Source organism: Zooshikella sp. RANM57 (assembly GCF_050749885.1).
Classification (GTDB): Bacteria; Pseudomonadota; Gammaproteobacteria; order Pseudomonadales; family Zooshikellaceae; genus Zooshikella.
Map to the genome: position 1 here is coordinate 148,707 of NZ_JBOIUB010000006.1, position 24,414 is coordinate 173,120.

Annotated in this window: 16 protein-coding genes; 12 read left to right on the plus strand and 4 right to left on the minus strand. The window is 39.2% G+C overall.

Annotated elements, in window-relative coordinates:
• Positions 1-312 precede the first annotated feature (312 nt).
• The 3 genes from ppa to pbpC all read left to right on the plus strand — a co-directional run bounded on the left by ppa (position 313) and on the right by pbpC (position 8,530).
• Positions 313-843, plus strand: a complete 531-nt coding sequence (gene ppa / locus ACQ96U_RS14145; protein ID WP_431721917.1) for an inorganic diphosphatase — start codon at positions 313-315, stop codon at positions 841-843.
• 298 nt (positions 844-1,141) lie between these two features.
• Positions 1,142-6,040 (plus strand): alpha-2-macroglobulin family protein, encoded by a 4,899-nt coding sequence (locus ACQ96U_RS14150; protein WP_431721918.1) that lies wholly within the window; start codon positions 1,142-1,144, stop codon positions 6,038-6,040.
• A gap of 42 nt (positions 6,041-6,082) precedes the next feature.
• Positions 6,083-8,530 carry a penicillin-binding protein 1C gene (pbpC, locus tag ACQ96U_RS14155; RefSeq protein ID WP_431721919.1) on the plus strand — a complete coding sequence of 816 codons (2,448 nt, stop codon included), beginning with the start codon at positions 6,083-6,085 and terminating at the stop codon, positions 8,528-8,530.
• Between the two features lie 826 nt (positions 8,531-9,356).
• Here pbpC and ACQ96U_RS14160 read toward each other — a convergent pair.
• Positions 9,357-11,303: an ATP-dependent nuclease gene (locus ACQ96U_RS14160; RefSeq protein WP_431721920.1), complete on the minus strand. Its 1,947-nt coding sequence runs from the start codon at positions 11,301-11,303 to the stop codon at positions 9,357-9,359.
• A 333-nt stretch (positions 11,304-11,636) separates the two neighbouring features.
• Positions 11,637-12,005 (minus strand): translation initiation factor, encoded by a 369-nt coding sequence (locus tag ACQ96U_RS14165; RefSeq protein WP_431721921.1) that lies wholly within the window; start codon positions 12,003-12,005, stop codon positions 11,637-11,639.
• A gap of 43 nt (positions 12,006-12,048) precedes the next feature.
• On the opposite strand from ACQ96U_RS14165, the gene ACQ96U_RS14170 reads away from it, so the two are divergent.
• The 6 genes from ACQ96U_RS14170 to ACQ96U_RS14195 all read left to right on the plus strand — a co-directional run bounded on the left by ACQ96U_RS14170 (position 12,049) and on the right by ACQ96U_RS14195 (position 18,980).
• Positions 12,049-13,605 carry an FMN-binding glutamate synthase family protein gene (locus ACQ96U_RS14170; protein WP_431721922.1) on the plus strand — a complete coding sequence of 519 codons (1,557 nt, stop codon included), beginning with the start codon at positions 12,049-12,051 and terminating at the stop codon, positions 13,603-13,605.
• 68 nt (positions 13,606-13,673) lie between these two features.
• A complete protein-coding gene (gene ybaK / locus ACQ96U_RS14175) occupies positions 13,674-14,141 on the plus strand; it encodes a Cys-tRNA(Pro) deacylase (protein WP_431721923.1) in 468 nt (155 codons plus the stop codon).
• Between the two features lie 245 nt (positions 14,142-14,386).
• The gene (locus tag ACQ96U_RS14180; RefSeq protein WP_431721924.1) at positions 14,387-15,418 is read left to right on the plus strand and encodes a Vgb family protein; all 1,032 of its coding nucleotides are present in this window, start codon (positions 14,387-14,389) and stop codon (positions 15,416-15,418) included.
• 176 nt (positions 15,419-15,594) lie between these two features.
• Positions 15,595-16,440: a hypothetical protein gene (locus ACQ96U_RS14185; RefSeq protein ID WP_431721925.1), complete on the plus strand. Its 846-nt coding sequence runs from the start codon at positions 15,595-15,597 to the stop codon at positions 16,438-16,440.
• A gap of 11 nt (positions 16,441-16,451) precedes the next feature.
• Positions 16,452-18,209 (plus strand): asparagine synthetase B family protein, encoded by a 1,758-nt coding sequence (locus ACQ96U_RS14190; protein ID WP_431721926.1) that lies wholly within the window; start codon positions 16,452-16,454, stop codon positions 18,207-18,209.
• An 84-nt stretch (positions 18,210-18,293) separates the two neighbouring features.
• Complete coding sequence (locus ACQ96U_RS14195) at positions 18,294-18,980, plus strand: cupin domain-containing protein (protein WP_431721927.1); 687 nt, start codon at positions 18,294-18,296, stop codon at positions 18,978-18,980.
• A 54-nt stretch (positions 18,981-19,034) separates the two neighbouring features.
• Here ACQ96U_RS14195 and ACQ96U_RS14200 read toward each other — a convergent pair whose 3' ends face one another.
• Both ACQ96U_RS14200 and ACQ96U_RS14205 read right to left on the minus strand, forming a co-directional pair.
• Positions 19,035-19,883: a CPBP family intramembrane glutamic endopeptidase gene (locus ACQ96U_RS14200; RefSeq protein WP_431721928.1), complete on the minus strand. Its 849-nt coding sequence runs from the start codon at positions 19,881-19,883 to the stop codon at positions 19,035-19,037.
• Positions 19,884-20,978: 1,095 nt separating this feature from the next.
• A complete protein-coding gene (locus ACQ96U_RS14205) occupies positions 20,979-21,566 on the minus strand; it encodes a PhnA domain-containing protein (protein WP_431721929.1) in 588 nt (195 codons plus the stop codon).
• A gap of 743 nt (positions 21,567-22,309) precedes the next feature.
• Here ACQ96U_RS14205 and ACQ96U_RS14210 point away from each other — a divergent pair.
• The 3 genes from ACQ96U_RS14210 (at position 22,310) to ACQ96U_RS14220 (ending at position 24,107) form a co-directional block, all read left to right on the plus strand.
• Positions 22,310-22,492, plus strand: a complete 183-nt coding sequence (locus tag ACQ96U_RS14210; RefSeq protein ID WP_431721930.1) for a hypothetical protein — start codon at positions 22,310-22,312, stop codon at positions 22,490-22,492.
• Positions 22,493-22,808: 316 nt separating this feature from the next.
• Entirely contained in the window at positions 22,809-23,228 is a 420-nt protein-coding gene (locus ACQ96U_RS14215) for an NUDIX hydrolase (RefSeq protein WP_431721931.1), read from the plus strand.
• Positions 23,229-23,372: 144 nt separating this feature from the next.
• Positions 23,373-24,107, plus strand: a complete 735-nt coding sequence (locus ACQ96U_RS14220; RefSeq protein ID WP_431721932.1) for a substrate-binding periplasmic protein — start codon at positions 23,373-23,375, stop codon at positions 24,105-24,107.
• Positions 24,108-24,414 lie beyond the last annotated feature (307 nt).

Sequence of the window (24,414 nt, forward strand, 5' to 3'; positions counted from 1 at the left end):
ATGCAGGAAGCGCTACAGCGCTCCTGCAATCAATAAGAACGCTCTGTTTTTTCACGTATTTCTCTCCAATACTGCCTTGCAATCTACAGGCTAGTTCCTCGCACTAAGATTTTTCTACATCCTGGATAGCAAGTCGCTTCCTCTCACTGCTCACGCTTGTAAACACATTCCACGCAAAGATTGGCACTTAAGAACATGAGCCACTATAATCTGCGCCCAGGTTTAACCGCAATAAGCGGCTTAAGGCTCAGCCAAGCAGCATGAGTACTCACCGCCTAACATTAAATTACTGTCTACTTTAGGAAGCAACATATGAGTTACGATACTATTCCTCCTGGCAAAGACACACCAAATGACATCTACGTTGCCATTGAAATTCCCGCTAACAGCAGTGCGCCAGTGAAGTATGAAATCGACAAAGACAGTAATCAGGTATTTGTCGATCGTTTTATGGCAACGCCCATGTTCTATCCAGCCAACTACGGTTACATCCCACAAACATTGGCAGATGACGGAGACCCATTAGATGTCTTAGTGGTTACACCTTATCCTGTAACTATTGGTTCTGTAATCCGCTGCCGTCCCGTTGGTGTACTCAACATGAAAGACGAAAGTGGTGAAGACGCTAAGCTGGTTGCTGTTCCTCATGACAAGCTGACCCCTCTTTATCAACACGTTAAAGAATACACTGACCTTCCAGCCCTGCTGATTAAGCAAATTGAGCACTTCTTTGAAAACTACAAAGATCTGGAAGAAGGCAAATGGGTGAAAATTGATAACTGGGAAGGTAGTGAAGCGGCTAAAAAGGCTATTGTTGACTCAATTGCTGCTTACAAAAAATAATCATACCCTTCGCATTGAGTATAAGCTCAGCCCTTTTATACTGATTGTGAATAGTTTATGTATACCCTTACTGAAGGGTATACATAAAAATAACAAACCCTCTTTTTAAAATAATATATACTTCCGCACTATACTCGGTCTACCAGAAAACAAGTGCTAAAAATTGCGCTCTGGTTCAGATTCGCACCCTATATCCTCCGTAATGGGTATAAGATTTAGAAAGCTGAATTTTAAAAGCTTAAGCGTTTCTAGGCGCATACAATTTATCCCATCCAATGACAAACACTAGGGAAGAACTATGGCTTGGTTACGACCTGTCTTATTGGTTTGCTGCTGCCTCACTCTTATTTCCTGCTCTGATGATGAGTCATCTAAACCCTCTGCCGAAAAAGCCGCAGCTACCGCACAAACAACAACGGATAAAACTACTCCCCAGCAAGCACAAGATATTCCTTTATATTTTCAGGTACTCAACGTCAGTAGTATCACTCATAAAGATGGACTTGCGGCCAAGGTTATTCTTAGCCAGCCATTGGACCCCAAAGAAAACAACAGTCAGCACCTGACGATTGAAGACAGTAAAGGTAACGAAGTTAAAGGTGAGTGGATTCTTGATAAAAACCCAAACACACTGTTGTTTTTAGGGTTACAGCCTGAACAGAAATACTCTGTGTTTGTCGATAAAACACTCACATCTGTTACAGGTAAAACCCTGGATAAAACCAGCCGGCATGAAATTACAGCTCCCGCCATGGTCCCAGTTGTTGGTTTTGCCAGTAGTGGCTCACTGCTACCAGCCCCTGTTAAAAAAGGCTTACCGGTTATGTCAGTGAATGTCCCTGAAGTGGATATTGATTTTTTCCGGGTTAAAGCTGATCACTTAGCTGATTTTTTTAAGCAATATAAACAACGTGCCAGCATCGAAATTTATTACCTGGAAAAGCTAAAGCCTTTTCTTGAATTAGCACATAGTGGTCGCTTTGACTTAAAAACCAAAGACAATACCCGAGCCATTAGTCATATTCCTGTACAAAACCTGTCGCCTTTAACACAACCAGGTATTTACCTGGCCGTTATGCGGGCTAAAGGTGACTATCAATATCAATACCCAGCCACCTACTTCACCATCAGCGATCTGGGTGTTCATGCACGCAGCTACAGTGACCGCTTAGATGTTTGGGTTAATAGCCTGCAAACCAGCCAATCAAAGGCAAATGCCAATGTTTACCTGCTCAACAAACAGGGTGTTCGCATCAGTGATCAGCAGAAAACAGATGACAAAGGCCATGTCAGCTTTGCTAAACCCATTAAAAATGCGTATTTATTAATTGCTGAACATGAGCAGCATACTTCAGTTGTCCCCCTATTCACCCCCGCACTGGATTTAGCCAACTTCAAATTAGGCAAACGACAGCAACAGCAACATGAAGTTTTTATCTATACCCCTCGTGACTTATACCGGCCTGGCGAGCAAATTGATTTTAGTGCATTACTACGTGGAACTGATGGACAAGCGGTTAAAGGTTTTCCACTACAAGCAGACATTATTCGCCCCGACGGTAAAGTGTTAAGTAGCTTTACCTGGCGTGCTGAACAGCAAAATTACTTTCAACATGCCTATGCTATTCCCGCCAATGCCCCCACAGGTCGCTGGCAGTTAAAAGTCACCACCCCCAACGATGTGGTATTCCAGTACGACTTTTTGGTGGAGGACTTTTTACCTGAACGAATGAAGCTGGACTTAAGTGCCCCCAGCCAGCAACCCACACCACTGACGGCAGAAGAAGTACTTGCCGTTCCTGTTGAAGGTGATTATCTCTATGGCGCACCTGCCGCAGGTAATGAAGTACAGCCAAAGTTGTGGGTACGTAGTACCAATCACCCTATCAGCCAGTGGTCTGATTACCACTTCGGCATTACCGGCTATGATGCGTTCAACCAGCGGCAAGAACTAAGTTCTCTCAAGCTGGACGCTGATGGCAAAGGACACATTGATATCAATAATGAATGGAAGGAAGCAAAATCCCCATTAGCAATAACCGTGTCTGCCAGCTTGCTGGAAAGCGGCGGTCGTCCAGTTACTCGAAATCGTACTTATCATGTGTTTCCACATAAAACACTGGTCGGTATTCGTCCTTTATTCAAAGATGATAATAGTGATAGCGACAGTTTAGTCAGCTTTGAGGTACTCAAAACCAATCAGCAAGGTGAACTCCAGACAACACCCAGCGTACAGGCCAAACTCATTCGTGAAGAACGCCATTACAACTGGCACTATTCTGAGTCATCAGGCTGGGATAGCTCCTATACCGTTACTGAGTACGCTACCTATGAGCAACCTTTACAGCTATCTGCAGAAGGTCCAGCAAAACTGCAAGTGCCAGTAAAATATGGTTATTACCGGTTGGAAGTGACAGACCCCAGCAACCAACAAGTTTCCAGCTATCGTTTTTATGCCGGCTGGCAACAAACACCTGACAGTGACAGCCGTCCTGACCAAATCCAATTAACGTTAGACAAAAAAGCTTATCTGGCTGGGGATAACATCCAAGTCACAGTGAACTCACCCTTTGCGGGTCAAGGCTATCTGCTGGTTGAAGGCGACCAGCCACTTTGGTGGGATAGCATTGAAGTACCTGCTGAAGGTAAAACATTTACCATCCCCGTCAGCGAAGATTGGAAACAGCATAATCTGTATGTCAGTGCAGTGGTTATCCAACCAGGCAAAGAGCATCAACTTATCCGTCGTGCAGTGGGTGTTCAACACTTGCCATTAGACCGCAGCCAGCGTGAGTTGGATATTGCAATTGAAGCCCCTGATAAGATCATTCCCAATAGTGAGCTAAAAGCCAAATTGAAACTCACTGGCATTAACAGTGACCAGCCTACTCAGGTTACTGTCGCGGCTGTTGATGTGGGCGTATTGAACATTACCCGTTACGAAACACCCAATCCGAACCAATGGTTCTTTGGGCAACGTCGTTATGAAGTGAATCAATACGACCTCTACCAGAAGATTATTCAGCCAGAGAGTGGCGGTATTGCTGAACTCATGTTTGGGGGCGATGCTGATCTCACCCGAGGAGGACAGCAGCCTGCCAGCGATGTGCAAATTATTTCTCTGTTTTCTGGCCCTGTAACGGTGAACGAACAAGGTGAAGCAGAAGTTAATTTTGCTATCCCCGAGTTTAATGGACAGGTCAGATTGATGGCCGTTGCCTTTAACGATCATCAGTATGGTCATAATGAGCAACCCGTAACAGTAGCTGCCCCAGTCGTCACCCAATTAGCCATGCCCCGATTCCTGGCGAACAATGACGAATCAACATTGGCATTGGATATTCACAACCTCAGTGAGCAAAACCAAGAAGTGGCGCTTCAGCTGACCACTACTAATGGTTTGTCAGTCGTTAAAGACACTCTTCCTGAAACACTATCCCTAGTAAAAGGGGAAAAACAAACCTTACGTATCCCCGTAAAAGCAGGCACGTTATTTGGTACAGCCGACATTCAACTGAATGTAGCGAACATCAAAGTCGCCAATCAGGATGAGCCCATTACACTACAACGCAATTGGCAATTGGGAATACGTCCTGCTTACCCTGCCCATCTGCAGCGTATTCAGCAGCAAGTGTTACCCAACAAATCGTTAACGTTTGATGGCGCTGCTGTTCGAGCTTTGTATCCAACAACTGTGTTGGCGCAACTTTCTATGAGCAGTTATCCCGCCATTAATGTCGCTGCTCATTTTTCTGCCCTGAAAGCCTATCCATATGGTTGCCTGGAGCAAACGACCAGTGGTGTATATCCACAGTTTCAGGCCAGCGATAAAGTTCTGCAGCAACTGGGTATTGAAGGCTCTAGTCAGCAAGAGCGTAAAACGGCCATTCAAAAAGGAATTGATCGAGTCCTGGGTATGCAACGAGGAGATGGCAGCTTTGGCCTGTGGTCCAATACCAGTCCTGAAGAGCCTTGGCTAACCGCTTATGTCACTGACTTTTTACTGCAAGCTCAGCTAGCAGGTTATGCAGTGCCTAAGCAAGCCCTGGACAATGCCCTTGAGCGACTGAAGCACTATGTACAAACCCAAAACCTGCCAGGCAATAACTACCCTGCTTCTACCTTTGCTACTCGTGCTTACAGTGCCTGGGTACTGGCTCAGCTTAGACAAGCACCACTGGGTACACTGCGCACATACTCGCGTCGCTATCAAGATACCACGGATGCTGGGCTAGCGTGGATTCAGCTAGGGCTGGCACTGGATAAAATGGGTGACAGCAACCAGGCTAAAAAAGCAATAGATAAAGGTGTACAACAACTGCGTTTAGATGAAAACTACTATCACAGTTATGGTAGTCGTACCCGTGATTTGAGCCTGGCCATACACTGGTTAGAATCAACCAAGCAATATTCTGCGCTGGTCCGTGAATTGGCGGTGCTCCTGCATGAAAGTTTGAAGAACAAACAATACTTCAGTACCCAGGAGCGTAATGCCTTATTCCTAGCTGGGGTCAGTTTACGCAATCACGGTGAAACCTGGTCCGCAGAACTCACCTTGGACCAAGAAACCACACCTTTGAAAAACCTCGTCAACCTGCAACAAGCCTACGGCTATGAGCAACTCAAAGAGGGATTAACCATCACCACCCAGGATGAGCGAGGCCTTTTTGCAACCCTTGATCTCACAGGTTACCCTTCACAACCACCCAAACCAGTGAGTAACTTGCTTTCTATTCAACGACAGTTTTACAGCTTTGATGGCAAACCAATGACACTCTCTTCATTAAAAACAGGAGATATCGTGATTGTTCGCCTCCAATTGAAGACTGAAAAACCGCTAAGTAATGTGCTGGTCGTCAACTTGTTGCCTGCGGGTCTTGAGTTAGAAAATCAGAACCTGGCAACCAGTGCCAGTGCTGAGCAACTCATGATTAAAGGCACGCCCATCAGCCGCTTACAACGTAACACCGAACTAAGCCATCAGGAGTACCGAGGAGATCGCTATGTTGCAGCACTGAACATGCCTTATACCAACAGCCAATATGAACTGTTTTTCTTGGCTAGAGCTGTTACACCAGGTACTTATAAAGTTCCCCCCGCATTTACTGAAGCCATGTATCAACCAGAATACTTCAGTATTGGTGAAACCATTGATGAGCTTACCGTGAAGTCTCATGTTAATACTGATAATCCCTAGTAAACACTGGGCAATACCTGCTACACGAAGCCGCTATTAACGATGAGCAAGCGGCTAAAGAAGTACCTGCTACGCTACAGGCGCTTGTTATGCTGCTGCGTAGCAGTTTTTTTCACAATCCCCTTAGGATTTTGGGCTGCTGATAAACAGTGGCCTTTACCTTTACCCAATGCATCCCTATTTGCCAGCACCGTCGTCGCCAATGATGGCACCCCCTTACGGAGCTTTGCTGACCATAATGGGGTATGGCGCTATCCTGTTCAGTTAGATCAAGTTTCTCCGCTATATATCGATGCCTTACTCAACTATGAAGATCGCTGGTTTTATAAGCACCCTGGCATCAACCCTATTGCTTTGTTGCGTGCTACCTGGCAAAACATTCGCTATGGTCATATTGTCTCTGGTGGCTCAACCATCACCATGCAGGTTGCACACCTGCTCGACTCACACCCACGAACTTTATCAGGCAAACTCAGGCAGATGTTTCGTGCAATGCAGCTTGAATGGCATTTCAGTAAGCACGAAATTCTGACGCTTTATATCAACCTGGCACCTTTTGGTGGACCGATTGAAGGCGTACAAGCCGCAAGTTTCACTTACTTAGGCAAATCAGCCCGCTTTTTAAGTCACAGTGAAGCGGCCTTATTAGCCGTACTGCCTCAAGCCCCCAGCCGTTTACGCCCTGATCGTCACCCAGAACAAGCAGCCAACGCACGGAATAAAGTACTCCACCGGTTGGCAGCCTTTAATGTTTGGCCTACAGAAACAATTAAGGCAGCTTTAGAAGAAAATGTGATAGCACTAAGGCTAGAAGCACCTCAACACGCGCCTCTTCTAGCACGCAGGCTACACCAGCAAAGTCAGAAAAGTTTCAACCTACCCAAACAAAGCCATTTAAACCAAACCCCGAATGTAGCCCCCTCGCCTTCAAGTCAATCATTATCAACACAGTTAGATACTTTGCTTGAACCCATTCATAGTACAGTTAATCCACAAACCCAGTTACAAGTCTCAACGCTGATTAGCCATTACCAACACCGATTGCAAGAAGGTGCATCCGTTGCAGCTCTGGTTGTGCGCAACAAAGATTTAGCGGTTATGGCTTATCAGGGGACCGTTGACTTTGGTAACCGACAACGTTTTGGTCATGTCGATATGGTAACGGCGACTCGCTCGCCAGGATCAACCCTCAAACCTTTTCTTTATGGTATGGCTTTGGAGCAGGGTTTAATTCATTCTGCATCGTTGTTAAGTGATGCGCCGCTTCATGAGGGTGACTATCAGCCCAGCAATTTTAGTGGTGGTTTTTATGGGCCAGTATCTGCTAGTGAGGCACTGCAACGCTCACTGAATGTACCTGCGGTTCAACTGCTAAAAGCGGTTGGCCCTAAACCTTTTGCTGATCGATTACGTAATGCCGGTATGCTGCTACAGCTTCCTCATGGCGGTAAAGCTAACCTATCAATGATTCTAGGTGGTGTAGGAACAAGACTTGAAGACTTAGTGAGTGCTTACACCAGTCTAGCCCGTAATGGTTTGGCAGGTGAGTTACGATTCAGCCCTGATGCACCACTGAAAGAACGCTACTTATTATCTCCACAAGCCGCTTGGATTATTCGACAGATATTAACCCGGAGTGATAACCAAGCACTTGCAGCACATACCCAGTCAGTACCACTGGCCTGGAAAACAGGCACCAGCTATGGTTTTCGGGATGCCTGGGCAGTGGGTGTGATGCCTGATTACACCATTGGTGTCTGGGTAGGCCGGCCGGATGGCACGCCTTCTCCTGGTGAATATGGTTTAGTGACAGCCTGGCCGTTATTACGTGCAATTAGCAGTGCCTTACCAAAACAATCAGGGTTTTCTAATCCACCACCAGGAGTAGCACAACAAATCATTTGTTGGCCATTAGGAACAGCCAAATCAAGACAGGAAAACCAACAGGGTAACTGTCACCAGCAACATACAGCCTGGACAATCCAACAACATACACCACCCACCTTATTTCCGACCGTTCAGGGCCAGCAATTGGTCAACCCTGCACCTATTCATATCAATAAGCATGGTCTCCGTGTCAGTTTATCCTGCAACAAGGAGACAACAGAAACACATCATGTAGCACTTTGGCCTCAAGTGTTGGAACCTTGGTTACCCAAACGTTGGCAGCGCCAAGATTTACTTCCACCTTTTGCTGCCGGCTGTTTGCCAGCACAACACTTGGGTCATCAAGCGTTAAGAATTAGCTCATTACAAGACGAAATGCTGATAAAACCTCAGGCAAAAACGGAAGGTAAATACATTGTCAGCCTACAAACACAAGGGGGCTATGGTCAGTTGGCCTGGTATCTCAATGGACGCAATATTGGTAGCAGTCACCCAGGTCAAAGTTTGGTGTATACCCTACCCCGCCCTGGAGAATATCAGGTTGCGGTCACCGACATCTTAGGTCACGTAGATAAAGTAACGATAACCGTGCTAACACCTTGAGTTGAGTGTAAATACAAAACCGCAAAATTTTCTTTTCAGATGAATTTTCTCACAGGTAACTATCTGGTTTATTTAAACAATTTTACTTCGCTTGCTGAAACGGTTTTTATTCAGCGAAAGCTAAGATTGAAACCATCGTGCATATATTGTTGACTAATCATAGTATTACTTCAAACACTTTTTATTTCTTATTAAAAAGATTAAATCAACTCTTATACCAAACGACTTAATCCATTTCGAACATGCCGTAAACCCTTCCCTGGGGGCTCAGCTGCCGCTTCCTTGCGGCAGACGGTTCTGCATGAATCAAACCGTTTGCACCCAGCTTCATACTTATCCATATACTGTATTTAATTAATAAGTCAAACAAATAGGATGACGCCTCAGCGATAAATAAGACAGTCGAGGGTTATTTATGAAGTGCGGTACCCATTGCAGGCCAGGTATAGGCCTTGTGAAGGATATGGAATAAATAGCCCTCAACGAGCCAAGTCAATAAGTATCATTCAATTGAAGGATTTTTGAAAAGAGAGCTGAGCAACATGAGGATTATTCTGAAATTGTTACCTTTAGCAGTTTTTTTGCACACTAATCACTTAAGCATCAGGTAAGCCCACTAGGTTGATTTTGATCAAAAATTTGGGAGTATCTCTTCCTACCCTGAGGAAAATTCAAGTTTTTATTGATTTTACTAGTGATAGTTTAAGCCATTATTTTAGTCGAAAATATTCAAATACCATTACATCTCTAATTTGACATATTTGTTTATTTACAAAACAATTCAGTACTGTATACTTTTTTGTATTTATTATAAATTATTTTAAATCTATAAGGGACATACTGAAGCCCTTGATTCACTTATATCACCAGAAAATTCAGACTCATAACCGTTAGGTGAAAAACCTTTATTGAAAATTAAGTTTGTACTAGAAAGAAGGTCTAGAAAGCTTGGAAAAATATCTTCATTACAACTAATAGCTTCAATATATTTAAGCAAAAATACCGAACAAATTTCATCCTTATCATTACTCGACCTCAAAAACAATGAACGCTTAATGGAGTCTTCAAGATCTAATACAAACTTCATGATAAGATCTTTATTCATAAGTCTTTGAATTTTTATCCCACCAACGAGACAATCTTTTACAAAATCATCAAAATCAATCTCTCCAATTTCAGGCCTATTTCTTTTCTGTCCATTAAAAGATAACTTTAAGCTTTGATATAAATCTGATGATACATTCGACAAGTCCTCCTCAATCGATTGAACAAATTCACAAAGAAAACTATCTACCTTAACTTCATCACAAACAAAACCATTTAAAATACGACGTAAAATATCAATATTAGAGAAAACAACAGACTCAATACAGTATCCATCATGACTTATTGCAAGCGAATCCACACCCATTTTTCTTTCCATACATTCTTTTAACTCTCTATTTACAGCTTCAGTCGAAAAATCTCTATCAAATATTACCACCCACCTTTTTCCCGAAAAAAGTTCAGACAGTGTTCTTTTGTTATACTCTATCTTATTAAGAATATTATCTTTACCTCTAAGAGGAAAGAATTTAAATTCTGAAATATTTCTCTCTCCCCCTTTAACATAAGCAACCTTTTTTGCCAAGCGCTCTAGATAACATGCATCATCATGACCCTCAACAAACACTATATTTTTAGCTTTATTTAGATTTTCTAAAGATAAAATCACTCCTCCCAGTGCTTTTTTAATCTCATCAAAACTCTTTGATGGAAGTGGGCTTAATTCCTTTGTCCTTTTATACTCATCACATAAATAGAATACCTCATTTTCACCAGCACAGCTCACAAACTGATCATTATGACTAATAACAAAAAACTGATTATGTTCAATATTTCTAAGGTGTGTTATTAGGTTTTGCTGTAGCTTACTGTGTATGTGAGAGTCAGGTTCATCAACAAGTAAAAGCTTAAGTGGGGCATCTATGAACTCAATTGTTGCTAAAATTTCTGTTATTTGTAAAAAACCACTGCCCTGTAAGTGCAAGTCATAAAATCCTGAACCGTTAATTGAAACTGTCAGATTAATATATTCATCTTTTTTTTCTTTACCCTTTTCAGGCAATCTGAACTCGACATTCTTTTCCAGTATTTCAGAGATACTTTTTGCCAACTCAACTATTGAATCCCTTTTAGAAATTATTTTATTTCGCAACACTTCATGTGAGAGACCTTTCTGAATTCTTTTTTTTATTTGAGCTTCGTTAAAGTATGGCTCAAACTGATGAACTCCAGAAACAGGCCTTGTTTGATATATAAAAACAGCTTCATCGAGAAATTCACCATTATTTTTACAAAATTCGCTTGCAAATGAGAAAAACTGATCATTATCAATAATTTGAACTCTATAAAATGCATTTTCTATTGAAGTAGGCTTAGAAACTTTAAAACCCAAATCCCAAGTGACTTCATCATCATGATTCGTTAGAGAAACAGTTATTTCTGCTCCAGATTTAGGGTTAAAAAAAAGATCATTATCCCCAGTAATACGTAAAAAATCTAGCTCCTGATAGTTTACATACCTACTACCAGAGGTCTTATAAAATCCTTTTCTTGATGTTTGAATGTACGTCTGATAACACTTTTCCCAAAGATGAAGCGCTTCAAAAATAGTTGATTTACCTACACTATTTTCACCAATAATAATATTAAAATCATGATTATTCTTAATTGTTATTTCTTCAAATGCTTTAAAATTCTTGAGTTTAACTCGGCTAATCCTTAGTTTCATTTTTGTTGCACTCCCAAAATAAATGCGAGCAACTTTATGAAAGAATGAAATTTTTTCTCCTTACGTAATAGTAGCATAACAACAATAGTACTGATGAAAGAACTACCTGTTTTAGCTCAATAATTAATCATCTTCGTTAATTAACAATAAAGAGCTACCTCTAGGTAATTTTTCAAAAACAGCCTCAAACCAACAAAGCCAGCCATCACTATCGAACTGTCTGCCGCAAGACGCGGCAGTCAAGCTTACAGGGATGGATTTACGGCATGTTTCGTGGGGTTGGCTAGGCTTTAGAAGAACTTATTGGTAGCACTTACCCAACTTAACTAATTGCTAGCCCCCTGCTTGTTTTGCTTGATAGCCATCTTTAGTCAACCGTTGTAGCAGCTTTTCAACGTGGTCGCCCTGAATCTCAACAATTCCTTGCTTCACCGCACCGCCCGTTCCACAATACTGCTTTAACTGTTTTGCATAGGCTTTTAAGTCGTTGCCGGTTTGTGGAAGTCCTGTGACCGTTGTGACGGTTTTACCACCACGACCTTTGACCTCTCTGCGCACACGTACTACACCATCTGTGTACGTTGATACAGGCTCATTGTTATTTTTCTCAGGATCAATTCGTCCACCATCTGTGGTATAAACCAAACGACTGTTTTCAGATCGATTATCAGAGCCATTACTGGTATTTCGACGTTTTGACATACAACCTATAACCTCTTACTTGACGCTATTAAGGATAATCACAATGGAGCTGGATCTTGCTGTTCGCTTTTTAGTCATTGCGGCTGATAGTTTCATTGGGTTGATACTCATCGCACTTGTATTGTTTGTGATCTACCTTATCTTTCTTTATTGTATTGATATTACCCAAACAAAACACGCTATTCGCCGTAATTATCCCATTATTGGCCGATTTCGCTACACATTTGAACATTTAGGAGAGTTTTTTCGACAGTACTTCTTTGCCATGGACCGTGAAGAACTGCCATTTAACCGCGCACAACGAAGCTGGGTCTATCGCACTGCAAAAAATGTTGATTCAACCGTCGCTTTTGGTTCCACTCGTCCTTTAAATGTGCCTGGCACTGTGATGTTCATGAACTGTGTTTTCCCCACGCTTACTGAGGATGCGGTGGAGCCAAGACGTATCACCATTGGACCTTATTGTCATGAGCCTTATGCAACCGCTTCATTATTTAATATATCAGGGATGAGCTACGGTGCTTTATCCACACCCGCAATACAAGCATTATCCACAGGTGCGGCTAAAGCCGGTATTTGGATGAATACTGGAGAAGGTGGTTTATCAGAATACCATTTGCAAGGTGGATGTGATCTGGTCTTTCAAATAGGCACAGCCAAATATGGTGTTCGAGACAGTGACGGCTTATTGGACGACAGCAAGTTAAAAATAATCGCTGATTATCCACAAGTAAAGATGTTTGAAATAAAACTCAGCCAAGGGGCAAAACCCGGTAAAGGAGGTATTCTACCGGCTGAAAAAGTCACAGCAGAAATCTCAAAGATCCGAGGTATTCCAGAAGGGCAAGCCTCTATCAGCCCCAATGGTCACCCAGAAATTAGATCCGTCCAAGATCTACTTGATATGATAAACCGTGTTCGTCGCATCACAGGTAAACCTGTCGGCTTTAAAACAGTAATTGGTGACAGTGAATGGTTGGATGATCTCTTCCATGCTATCCAACGCCGAGGGGAAGAGTATGCACCAGACTTTATCACCATTGATGGTGCGGAAGGAGGCACAGGTGCGGCCCCCATGAGTTTAATGGATTATGTAGGTCTGCCACTTGCTGAAAGCTTGCCTTTAGTGGTTGATAAATTAAATAAATATGGCCTGCGAGAACGAATTAAAGTCATAGCCTCTGGTAAATTAATTAATGCGGCAGATGTCGCCTGGGCCATCTGTCTTGGTGCAGATTTTGTTACATCTGCCCGAGGATTTATGTTTGCACTAGGCTGTATTCAAGCACTGCGCTGCAATAAAAACACCTGCCCTACGGGCATTACTACTCATGACCCCAAGCTTCAAAAAGGCTTGGTGGTTCCTGACAAAGCTGAACGTGTTAAAAATTATGCACATAACATGGTTCATTATGTGGGTATCATTGCCCATTCTTGTGGGTTAAAAGAGCCGAGAGAATTAACCCGTCACCATGCACGTATTGTTATTCAGTCCGGGCAATCTATTTTACTGAGTGAGTTGCATCCTAATGTGATAATCAAAAGCCAAGAAAAGAAAGAAAAAAATAATATTATTGCACGAGAAAAAAATAACTCTTAATTTTGCTTAAAGACTATATACCCTGAAATAAAAGTCGTTTTCATCAATGAGTAATATGTGGAGTTCAAATGACACCTGGTATCAACTTAGCAATTAAGAAAAAAGTTCCTCACAAAGTGCACGAGTATATTCATGATACATCAAGCACATCCTATGGGATGGAAGCTGCCGAAAAAATGGGTATACCCGCTGAAAGAGTTTTTAAAACATTAGTTGTCAATCTTGATAGCAAAGAACTTGTTGTCGGTGTTATCCCTGTATCTTCAATGCTCAATATGAAACTCATAGCAAAAGCTGCAGGTGGAAAAAAAGCTTCTATGGCTGAAAAAGCTGATGTAGAACGCTCAACAGGCTATATCTTAGGTGGTGTGAGTCCTCTTGGACAAAAGAAAAGATTAAGAACCATTATCGATTCTTCAGCAAAAGATCATTCTACTATTTATGTGAGTGGAGGCCGAAGAGGTTTAGAAATCGAATTAAACCCTAATGACCTATTAAAACTTGTCAATGGTATATTTTCTGAAATAACCTCATAAACTAACCTTAAGGGTACCTCTATAAATAGTGATTTTGTGTATTTTTAAAGGTACCCTTAAATTTAATTCTTAAGTAAAAATCTTATAAGATTGATTAAACAGTGACTCTTTTTTAATCGACATAAAATACTGCTGAAGCTTTATGAATATTTAAATAGATAACGTTGTATTATCTCAATTATTGCCCTGCATTGTTAGCATCAAACGCTACAATAGAATTTATATGATGGTAAGGAGATAAAGGCATGAAGGGGCACACTAAAACGTTACTGTTACTTTTTTCAAAACAAACAGCAAGAATAATTTCTTGGAATAACTTAAAACTTGTCACCTTTTGTTTACAATTCATAATTTGTACATCCATTTCCTTATCGTATGCAGATTTTACCGTAAAAGAGTACCCAGTACCTTCTGGCTCTCGCCCTCATGATGTAGCTCCCGCTGTAGATGGCGGCATTTGGTATACTGCTCAACGTAAAGGTGCATTGGGTTATCTTAACCCGAATACTGGACAGACAGTGCATATTCCTTTAGGAAAAGGCTCTGCTCCCCATGGCGTTATTGTAGGCCCAGATGGAGCACCTTGGGTAACTGATGGCGGTCTTAATGCCATTATCCGGGTTGATCCTAAAACTAAAACAATAAAACACTTCCCTTTAGCCAAAAATACAGGTTACACCAATTTAAACACTGCAACCTTTGATAATGAGGGAATTTTATGGTTTACCGGTCAATCCGGGGTATACGGCAACGTTAATCCTACAACAAAAGCCGTAAACGTTTTTCCAGCGCCAAGAGGAAGCGGTCCATATGGCATTCATACTACCCCTTCCGGTGAAGTCTATTATGCTTCGCTTGCAGGTAATCATATTGCACATATCAATATTGAATCAGGCACTGCCAAGCCTATTGATCCACCCACGCCAAAACAAGGTGCCAGACGAGTATGGTCTGATTCTAAAAACCGGATTTGGGTAAGTGAATGGATTGCCGGTAAAGTTGGAGTTTATGACACAACAACCAAACAATGGCGTGAATGGACACTCCCTGGAAATAATCCCAAGGCTTATGCCGTTTATGTAGATGACCAGGATATTGTATGGCTGAGCGATTTTGCGGCTAATGCTATTGTACGTTTTGACCCAAATACAGAAACCTTTGCTCGCATTACTATTCCTAGTCCAAATGGACAGGTGAGACAAATCTTAGGGCGACCAGGGGAAGTATGGGCACCCCAATCAGCGCAAGATAAACTTATGGTGATATATACCAAGTAGCTTACAGCTTAACTACTGCTAAACTGTAAATACTTTATTTTAAGTAAGGTCTGCAAGGATGTATTACAATGATCTGTCCATCATGTAACGGTTTTCTGAAGGGCTATAATACTCAATGCTCATGTGGTTATAGATTTATATTCAACGCTAAATCTGAGCCTTTTAATGATAATAAAATGAAAAAACTAGAGTTAAAGGCCAGTGCACTTAACACACGTTACTTTACTAAAAACATGCTTTACAGTGTATTTCTAAAAGCCTCTGCGAAATCATTATACGCACCTTTAATTATTGCTGTCATTTTTTGCATTATTCTTTCAACAATTTTAATTAGTACTTTATCATTTTTTGGACTCATAATCGCGCTTATTGTAACTGGCATTGTAATAATCCTGGTAATGAATGCTAACAAACCGATGAGTATAGATAATTTTTCAGATTACTACAAACGGTGGATGGATGCCGGTAGAAACAATGACTACTTAATTAGTCAGCCTAAACTTAAAAACCCTCCAGCTAAATGTCAGGAAAGTGATATATTTGCCTATGGCGCTGATCGTATCATTGTTGTTGATGATCCTTTATTTGTCGATTGCTTAATATTAAATGATGAGCATATGCGATCCAAAGGTTTAATTGTTTCAAAAGATGGTTATCCACTCTACTTAAAAAATCAGTTTAAAACATTACTTGAGCAAACAGAAAATATACCTATTCTTTTATTACATTCGACGAGTCAAACCAAAGTCAAAATGATTCTGTCCATTGAAAAAAGCTTCAACGTTAAGTTAAACCCTAAACAAGTATTCGATATCGGTTATTACGAAGCACAAATCAAGCAAGCTAAGCCGTTACATAGACGTATGAGAATAACAAAGTGTGCAGTAGACATGCTACCTTACCCTCTTTCTACACAGTTAATGAGTAAAGATAAATCCCATTTACAAGATATGCTGCTACTGGGTGCAGCCACTGCAGCCTCTTCATATGTATCCTTCTCTTTAGCAGATGACTTTGGATAAAAAATAAAAACATGAGCGGACTTATTGGCTATTTTGGTTGCCAACCCGGCGAAATCATTCAGCAAATGCTTTACCAGCTTGAATATCGATTTACTAACAGTCCTCAGCAGGTGTCAACAAGTGAGTTTACAGCAATCGTTGCTACAGTGCCTGACCAGGCTAATCATAACTATCACGCCGGTGTATGGCGTAAGGACAACTTAGTTTTAGTGATCAATGGTTTTTTTACTGGTGAAACATATAATACAAAGCCGCAAGATATAATAGTGAATTATGTTCAAAATGGAATAAACGCATTATGCAACCTTGAAGGCGCATTCACCATTGCTTTATATGACAGGTTGTCAAATACAGGCTATTTAATAAGAGATGGATCTGGTCAAAAAACACTATATTTTGGCCAAGTAGAACAAACCCTGTTCTTTGCAGTCGAGCCTAAAGCTATACATCAATTACCTCATTTTTCACCACAGTTGAATTACGCTGCATTAGCACAGTATCTTAGCTTCAGTTTTGTACCGGGCTGCAATACTATGCTGAAAGGATTATATGAATTACCTGCTGGACACTATCTTACCTGGAAAAATAATGAGTATGCATTGAAACGCTACTTTCTTTTTGAACAAGCGTCAGTCAAGCCTATTTTTCAGTCACAAACTGTAGACAAATCAGCCCTTCAGTTTAAACGTTTATTAACATCTGCTGTAGGGGATAGACTGCCAAACACAAATGATTTAGGTATCTTTTTATCTGGAGGCTTGGACTCAAGTGTGGTGACAGTGGAGTTAGCACGTCTAAAACCAAAAAACCTGAACACATTTTCAATCCACTTTGGTAAAAAATACCCAAACGAATTAGACTATGCCAGAGCTGTAGCAAAACAGCATAATACCCAACATCATGAAGTACATATTAAGCCTAAGCATTTTTTACAACGATTAAGCAATATTATCTGGTTATTAGACGACCCGATTGGTGACCCAATAACAGTGCCCAATTTTGAATTGGCCCAATATGCTAGCAATTACAGCCAATGGATTTTTAATGGCGAAGGCGGAGACCCATGTTTCGGTGGCCCCAAAAATTACGGTATGTTACTAAGTCACTGGTATGGAACTGATTTTGCTGGTCCAGATAAACAAATGCGAGAAATAAATTACCTAAAATCTTTTCAGCGCGCATATGATGAATTGGATAAACTTTTAACACCAGATGTAAAGCATTCTTTCTCTCATGATACAGACCTGGTTGGCATACTATCCCCTTTCTTCAATACCCAAATGCCTGATACTTTACTTAATAAACTAATGGCTATGAATATTCGTTTAAAAGGTGCACATTTAATTTTGCCTAAAGTTGAACGGATGCTGCAAGCTCATAAATTAAATGCTCTATCTCCTCTCTTTGATGAACGTATTGTACGTTTTAGCTTTAGATTACCTGGTAATCAAAAAATTAATCATGGTGATGAAAAATTAGTGATTAAGCAAGCCTATCAGTCGCAACTACCCGCTATAGTGATTAATCGAGCTAAAAGTGGTATGCGTGTACCTGTCCAGTTTTGGTGCCAAGGTGAAATGAAGCGCTATATAAAACATATTTTTTCTAAAAAGGAAGTAACTCAATCAGGCATATTCAATTATGAACGACTTAAACAGTTAATAAATTACAATACAGGTGAACATAATAGTCGGTTTGGCATTAAACTTTGGATGCTTTTAACTTTTGAGATTTGGCGTAGATTAGTCATTGAAAAACACTCTATTTAAAATGGATACAATCACTTTTATTTGAAGATAGTTCACAGTGAAACCGACAAAACAGAGTATAAATGGTAAAATATGGAAGATTTAATGATATGGAATAACTATTCCGGATTATTGTTTGATGATAGTCAGAGTAATTTTCCCACTCGATTATTTGGTTATCAAACTTTTGATCAAAACCAACCTACCATAGTGCACATTGATAATGCTGGTGCTTGTTTTGGATATGTGTATGCTGGTCAGTTATCCATTCAGGATAACATGGTAAACTGGCAAGTAAGGCGAGAACAATGGTTTCACATACCCACAGGTTGTCAATTGATACTACAACCATTTACTAGCGTTGTCATATGTCAGCGTCTCGGCTATCAAGGAATACACATAATGGGAGGCCCTATTGAACACGCTGGCCGACTCCGTTACATAGATGGTTGCACTGATACATTACTTTGTTGTCCTCCATTAGCAGGTGACCCTTGCCTAAATCTCTTGCATTTTCCCCCTCATATAAATCAGACTCCACATACTCACCCCAGCATGCGCGCAGGAATCATTGCAAGAGGAAATGGTATATGCTGTACTGGAAATGATACCATCAAATTACATGAGGGTATGATATTTATGATTCCCCCTGGTGCTTTACATAACTTCAAAACAAACGATCAGAGTATGGATGTAATCGCCTATCACCCAGAAAGCGATTGGGGTCCTACCCATGAAGAGCACCCAATGATCAACCGAACATGGGTTAGCGGACAAAAAATAATTAATTAAATGTCTACTAATCCTGATAATAACTATAAGTATCTAACGACTGACTCCTAATATTTATAATGGTACTGGATATGTTAGCAAGGTAAAGTGCAGTGCATTTAGACCAAAATGAACCAAAATTGCAGCAGAAAGTTTTCCTGTTTGATTATAAATCACCCCATAACCAAACCCCGCTAATGTAGCTAGTACTACAAATGGAATACCTCCAGAAAAATGTACGAGTCCAAATAATAGACTGGTCAAACATAAAGCTAATGCTTGTCCATGCTTAAAGTGAATCATTACATGCTGCAAACGTTGTTGAATGAAGCCTCGAAAGAAGGCTTCTTCAGCAATACATGTAAAGAAAAGATTTACTAGAAAAAACACTAAGGTAAATTCAGGCCACTTTGGCTCCCAACCCAATCCTGTCAACCAAGCAATAAAAAAAAGAACAAGCCATACAATAGGAATTAACAACCAGTTTTTCACATATTTAATAAGTCCAGATGAACGTGACGTTATCAAGAGTAACAATACAATACCAGCAATGCCTTTATCAAAATTGGCATTTAGATTAAATGCTGGAGCCCCTTCAGATACTGTAACATTGTTATACAACTGTACATTTTCAATGCCAGGGATAGAATGTATTGCTAACAAAAAAGAAAACAAACAACATATAACAAACAAAGATAAATAAAGCCATTTTTGTTTGGTGAATTTTAACAAATAGCATGTTACTAACAACACTATTAACAGTATTGATATAATTAATGACAGCCGATCACTGCAGGTAAATAAGAGGACTGATAAAACAGAAAATCCTAATACTAACTCACGCACTATATGTATACGAGTATCAGCGGCAAGTACGCCTAAGGTTAAAGCCATAGCTAAGCTAGCATATGTTAATAACATCATTTCATTCATCATTTTAATAATATAGTTGAGTTGCACTAAGTAAATCTTGCACTAACATACCATGAAATTGATTTATTATCTTTAAAAACGATTATTAGTACTCAATATGGGTGATATTGTATATAATGCAACCAATGACTTATAAAGCATCAACTGTAGGGAAGATGCTACATCTATCCCTGAGACCTAGTAACAATATGAATTTATTATCTAAAACTGCGTTTTCCTAAATATTCACCTTTTTTAACGGACTAAATTACTTATTCATCTCATCCTGCTAAATACTGATTATGCACTCATAATTCTTCAGTATATTCTGATAAACATTTTTAAACATAAGTTTTGACATTATTTTAGCGTTAGCGATAATAAAAAATATTAATTAGGAATTCAGCCGCCAAAAATAATATTTATAACTATAATTTATAGCAATCATTTTTTGAGATTTAATTAGTCAGGTGATACTTTCAGTATAAAACTAAAGTCTATGAATATAGCTTAATGTAAGTAAAGCCAAGGTTTAGGATTTGAATTAGGTAGATGGGTAAGATAATCTATGCCTAATTCTTCAAGAATGGCATAAAAAAATCTATCTCCACCTGCAGGGGAAAACCAAAAGATGGAGATAGGCCACAATTACGAGCAAGGAAATTGAGAATACTCAATAAATCGATACCAACGTATTACTAATAACTCTATTCGTCAGTATGCTTTATGTATTAGGATCCAATATCAGTCATAAAGCATTTATTGCATAAAACTTGACTTACATAGCAATTATCAATTTAATGACTTACTATGAATGTCTTATAACTCACTATAAATAAATATACAGACTATTTAAAGCATTTTATTGTCGCAATATGTCGCTACACTTTTCAAATTATAGCCAAATTAATTTATTCTATAGAAAAGCATCAACTAAATTAACTGTCAGCTAAACAGAGTTTAAATTTTTTATGCCAAGCGTTTCAAATTTTATTATGGGCAAGGATGCATTTCACTTGCTTCAAAAATTCCAAGATTTGTACTTACTGAATGCCTAAACGTATAAATAGTAAACCATCTCAGTTTAGAGATGGTTTAAACAATATATTATTTTGGATTAGATTTTTTAACGAATTTTGTCAGAATTACTATTTGCTGCCCATTCACTCGGCCTTCAATATGTTCTGGGTTATCTGCAACCAAAGAAATTCCTCGTACAACAGTTCCACGCTTAGCGGTAAAATTAGCTCCTTTCACATTCAAATCTTTCACTAAGGTAACATTGTCTCCCGCTTCTAATAGTGCACCATTACTATCTATGTGCTTCACAGCCTCTTCTGAGAATGCGCCTTCTCCCGTCTGCTTTGCCCAAGCCAGGGTTTCATCATCCAGGTACAACATATCCAATAAGTCCTGAGGCCAACCTTCGCCACTTAAACGTGTTAACATTCTCCATGCCACAACCTGGACAGCGGGTACTTGGCTCCACATACTCTCATTAAGGCAATGCCAGTGATGCACATTAATTTTTTCAGGGTCTTCCAACTGATCCGTGCAAGTACGACACGCAAGTAACGTGTCTTCAGGACTGTGAGTGGAGTTCGGTGGCACTTCGTAAACAGCTAAATCCTCTGAAGCGCCACAAAGCTCACATTTAGATTCACTACGTGCATATAATGTTTGTTCTGTATTCATGAATAACTCTGTCTTCATATGTTATATGACACTATTATAACGCGAATGCCCTCTGTATGGGATGGCAAAATCACTTTATATACTAAATCAAGCTATCAATTGAATGTTCTTTCTAGGCTAACCCTAAGTGGAATATCAATGGTAAACTTGGTTTATTCATTTACAGCTAAACAATTATTGAAACTTAATTGAGCTATTATCTTAACAAATAATAGCTTGAGCAGTGCTAAATCACCAACATACGAAAGAGTACTTTTCAATTTAAAATCAAATTCTTTTTTAATAATTATTACCAATCAATAATTATATATTTTTGTATAAAATACAACCAACCATCTAACCAATCTTCAAAACTCAAAAAAATAATGATACATCCTTCAGCACAGGTATATTAATAAAAATTTGAATTCAATAGTTCTAAATTTTATTAATAAAAACCCATCTAAAAAAGCAATGACTTTTTGATTATTTAACAGATAATGGCGTTTACGGATCATGCTTTACAGTGTAAAAAATCAAAAGGAAGTTACGTATAAACACCTACAAAACCGATCAACTATTGGCAAAATGAATAACTTTATTACAAAATTTTTGTGGGGCTATTAAAATATAGGCATAATTACCTGTTTGTACTACATGATGAGTTACATCAAAATAACATTTAATAACCATTATATACTCTGCGACTTTCAATTTATTAATTCAAAAAGTCTTTATTCACTTAAGAAGTAAGGAAAAGAAGTATGAAATTTATTGGAATAATTCTGATTCTATTTGGATTGGTGGACTTAGTGGGTAGTTACTCTGGGTTTGATGTATGGGGAGAAAGTATTGGTATTCAACTTCCAGAAATCATTTGGAGGTTCTCTGCTTATATTGAATTAGGACTTGGATACTTCTTATTCAAAACCGGGTCTAGCTCCTAAACTACCCCATATCAACAACTCGCAAAACGTAACTACAAGCAAGTAAGCACAAAAACATAGGGCAACAGTTCCATTCTGGTTGCCCCTATCCCCTTCTTAGCGTTTATTGTCTACGCTCTTCTCCATCTTCCAATATAGGTATATTTACTTACCACTCCCTTAGCAACATAAAAGCAAATGCTTAAACTAGAGTAAACAAGGCCAATATTAAACATTCGTTTTAAACTTTTGAACCGTGTTGTTCAATTCTTCTTTACCACAATACTCTTAACTCTCTAAGATATTGTGGGTCGCTTATTCATCATTTGGTAACAACATGCCTTCATGGTCAATTATCAGCAACAAAAAGAGTCAACTTCTTTTCATTCATAGATCATCTAAATCTTCAAGATCGCATCAATGGTGTTTTCCTGGTGGAGGAATAAAACCGAGCGAAACAGCTGAGCAAGCATGTATTAGAGAAACCAAGGAAGAAACTGGGCTAGATATTACTATTCGCGATTTAATCGCTAATATAAAAGGCCATTATTACTTTAAATGCACACTAAAGGACGATCAACAAAAAATCACCTTAAAACAAAATGAAAGCGACAAATATATCTGGGTAGACCCCGCCAGACTTCTTGAAATTGGTATGATCATGGATTTCAAAAAAATTTATTTTGTTCTGAAAAAAGTTGGATACACAGTCGAGCTCACTGAACAAGTAAAAAAATCACTCGAACTAAAAGCTTAAAAAAGGTTACTTTTAATTGTTATGTATAATTAAATAATCGAATATTTAATTATCTCCACTACCATTGATATATACTGAGTGTAGTATCGTGGTTATATTGATAACTAAGCTATGACATAGTTTTTCTACAATTAATACTATCTCATGAAAACTGTCACTCTGTGCTTTTTCTTACTAGCTAATATTGCACAAGCCAAAAGTACTATTGTAAATATTGGCTATGTTATTCATGGCCCACCTTTTCATCTTGCAGAAAAAGGCAAGTTAATTGGTGGTATTGTATTTGACATATCTAAAAATATTGCCCAAAAAGCAGGTTTAGTCCCAGTCTTTACTCAATTACCAACAAAACGTACTGATGAAATGTTAGTTAAAGGCAGTATCCAGATGTTATGCTTTCATAATCCTAAATGGTCATATCATCCTGATAAGCTTTTGTGGGGACCAGAAGTACTAAAACGTAAAGAGTTCTTCATCATCTCAAATAATACACCTGATTTAAAAAGCTATGATGATCTTAAAAGTAGATTTATTGGAACTCACTTAGGTTATCATTATAGCCCGATGCTCACAAAGCTATTTGACACAGGTATTGCTAGTAGAATTAATAAGCAAAAAACATCTAGCCTATACAAATTACTACAGATGCAACGCGTTTATACCCTAATTGACAACGAATACTCTTTTTATCACCGAGTTCGAACAGGTGATGCCGAAGGATTAAAACTCTCTTCTCTGATAGATAAGGAATATTCTTTACATTGTGCATTTAGCAAACATAACATCACGTTGACGAACTTATTACTTAAAGCAACCGAAATGATGATAGAAGATAGCTCATTCATCCATTTATTGAACAAATATACCCAAAAAGAATAAAATTTTCATTGTTATACATATTCAGTATTATATTTTGTTGCTGTTTACTTACAAGAAGTAACCACTCTAAGTAATAGTTAATTGCTATTAATATACACTGACTGATAGCAAACCATTTTAAGCGTTGGTGTGTTGATTTATCTATAGCAATTAGAGTTGTCGATAATATTGAAGACTCTAACTTAGAGACAAAGGGGTGGGCAAAGCTTCACATTTATATACATCAAGTTTCATACTATGCTTTAGAACAGTTAAAATAACTCTATCTACAATAACCTCATCGCGTTTAAGGATTCATTTCCATTAA

Bases quoted from the DNA above. Each gene is read 5' to 3' on its own strand.
- ACQ96U_RS14180 (WP_431721924.1), top strand. From the start codon at position 14,387: ATGAAGGGGCACACTAAAACGTTACTGTTACTTTTTTCAAAACAAACA.
- ACQ96U_RS14215 (WP_431721931.1), top strand. From the start codon at position 22,809: ATGCCTTCATGGTCAATTATCAGCAACAAAAAGAGTCAACTTCTTTTC.
- ybaK (WP_431721923.1), top strand. From the start codon at position 13,674: ATGACACCTGGTATCAACTTAGCAATTAAGAAAAAAGTTCCTCACAAA.
- ACQ96U_RS14220 (WP_431721932.1), top strand. From the start codon at position 23,373: ATGAAAACTGTCACTCTGTGCTTTTTCTTACTAGCTAATATTGCACAA.
- ACQ96U_RS14160 (WP_431721920.1), bottom strand. From the start codon at position 11,303: ATGAAACTAAGGATTAGCCGAGTTAAACTCAAGAATTTTAAAGCATTT.
- ACQ96U_RS14200 (WP_431721928.1), bottom strand. From the start codon at position 19,883: ATGATGTTATTAACATATGCTAGCTTAGCTATGGCTTTAACCTTAGGC.
- ppa (WP_431721917.1), top strand. From the start codon at position 313: ATGAGTTACGATACTATTCCTCCTGGCAAAGACACACCAAATGACATC.
- ACQ96U_RS14170 (WP_431721922.1), top strand. From the start codon at position 12,049: ATGGAGCTGGATCTTGCTGTTCGCTTTTTAGTCATTGCGGCTGATAGT.
- pbpC (WP_431721919.1), top strand. From the start codon at position 6,083: ATGAGCAAGCGGCTAAAGAAGTACCTGCTACGCTACAGGCGCTTGTTA.
- ACQ96U_RS14195 (WP_431721927.1), top strand. From the start codon at position 18,294: ATGATATGGAATAACTATTCCGGATTATTGTTTGATGATAGTCAGAGT.
- ACQ96U_RS14150 (WP_431721918.1), top strand. From the start codon at position 1,142: ATGGCTTGGTTACGACCTGTCTTATTGGTTTGCTGCTGCCTCACTCTT.
- ACQ96U_RS14165 (WP_431721921.1), bottom strand. From the start codon at position 12,005: ATGTCAAAACGTCGAAATACCAGTAATGGCTCTGATAATCGATCTGAA.
- ACQ96U_RS14205 (WP_431721929.1), bottom strand. From the start codon at position 21,566: ATGAATACAGAACAAACATTATATGCACGTAGTGAATCTAAATGTGAG.
- ACQ96U_RS14185 (WP_431721925.1), top strand. From the start codon at position 15,595: ATGAAAAAACTAGAGTTAAAGGCCAGTGCACTTAACACACGTTACTTT.
- ACQ96U_RS14210 (WP_431721930.1), top strand. From the start codon at position 22,310: ATGAAATTTATTGGAATAATTCTGATTCTATTTGGATTGGTGGACTTA.
- ACQ96U_RS14190 (WP_431721926.1), top strand. From the start codon at position 16,452: ATGAGCGGACTTATTGGCTATTTTGGTTGCCAACCCGGCGAAATCATT.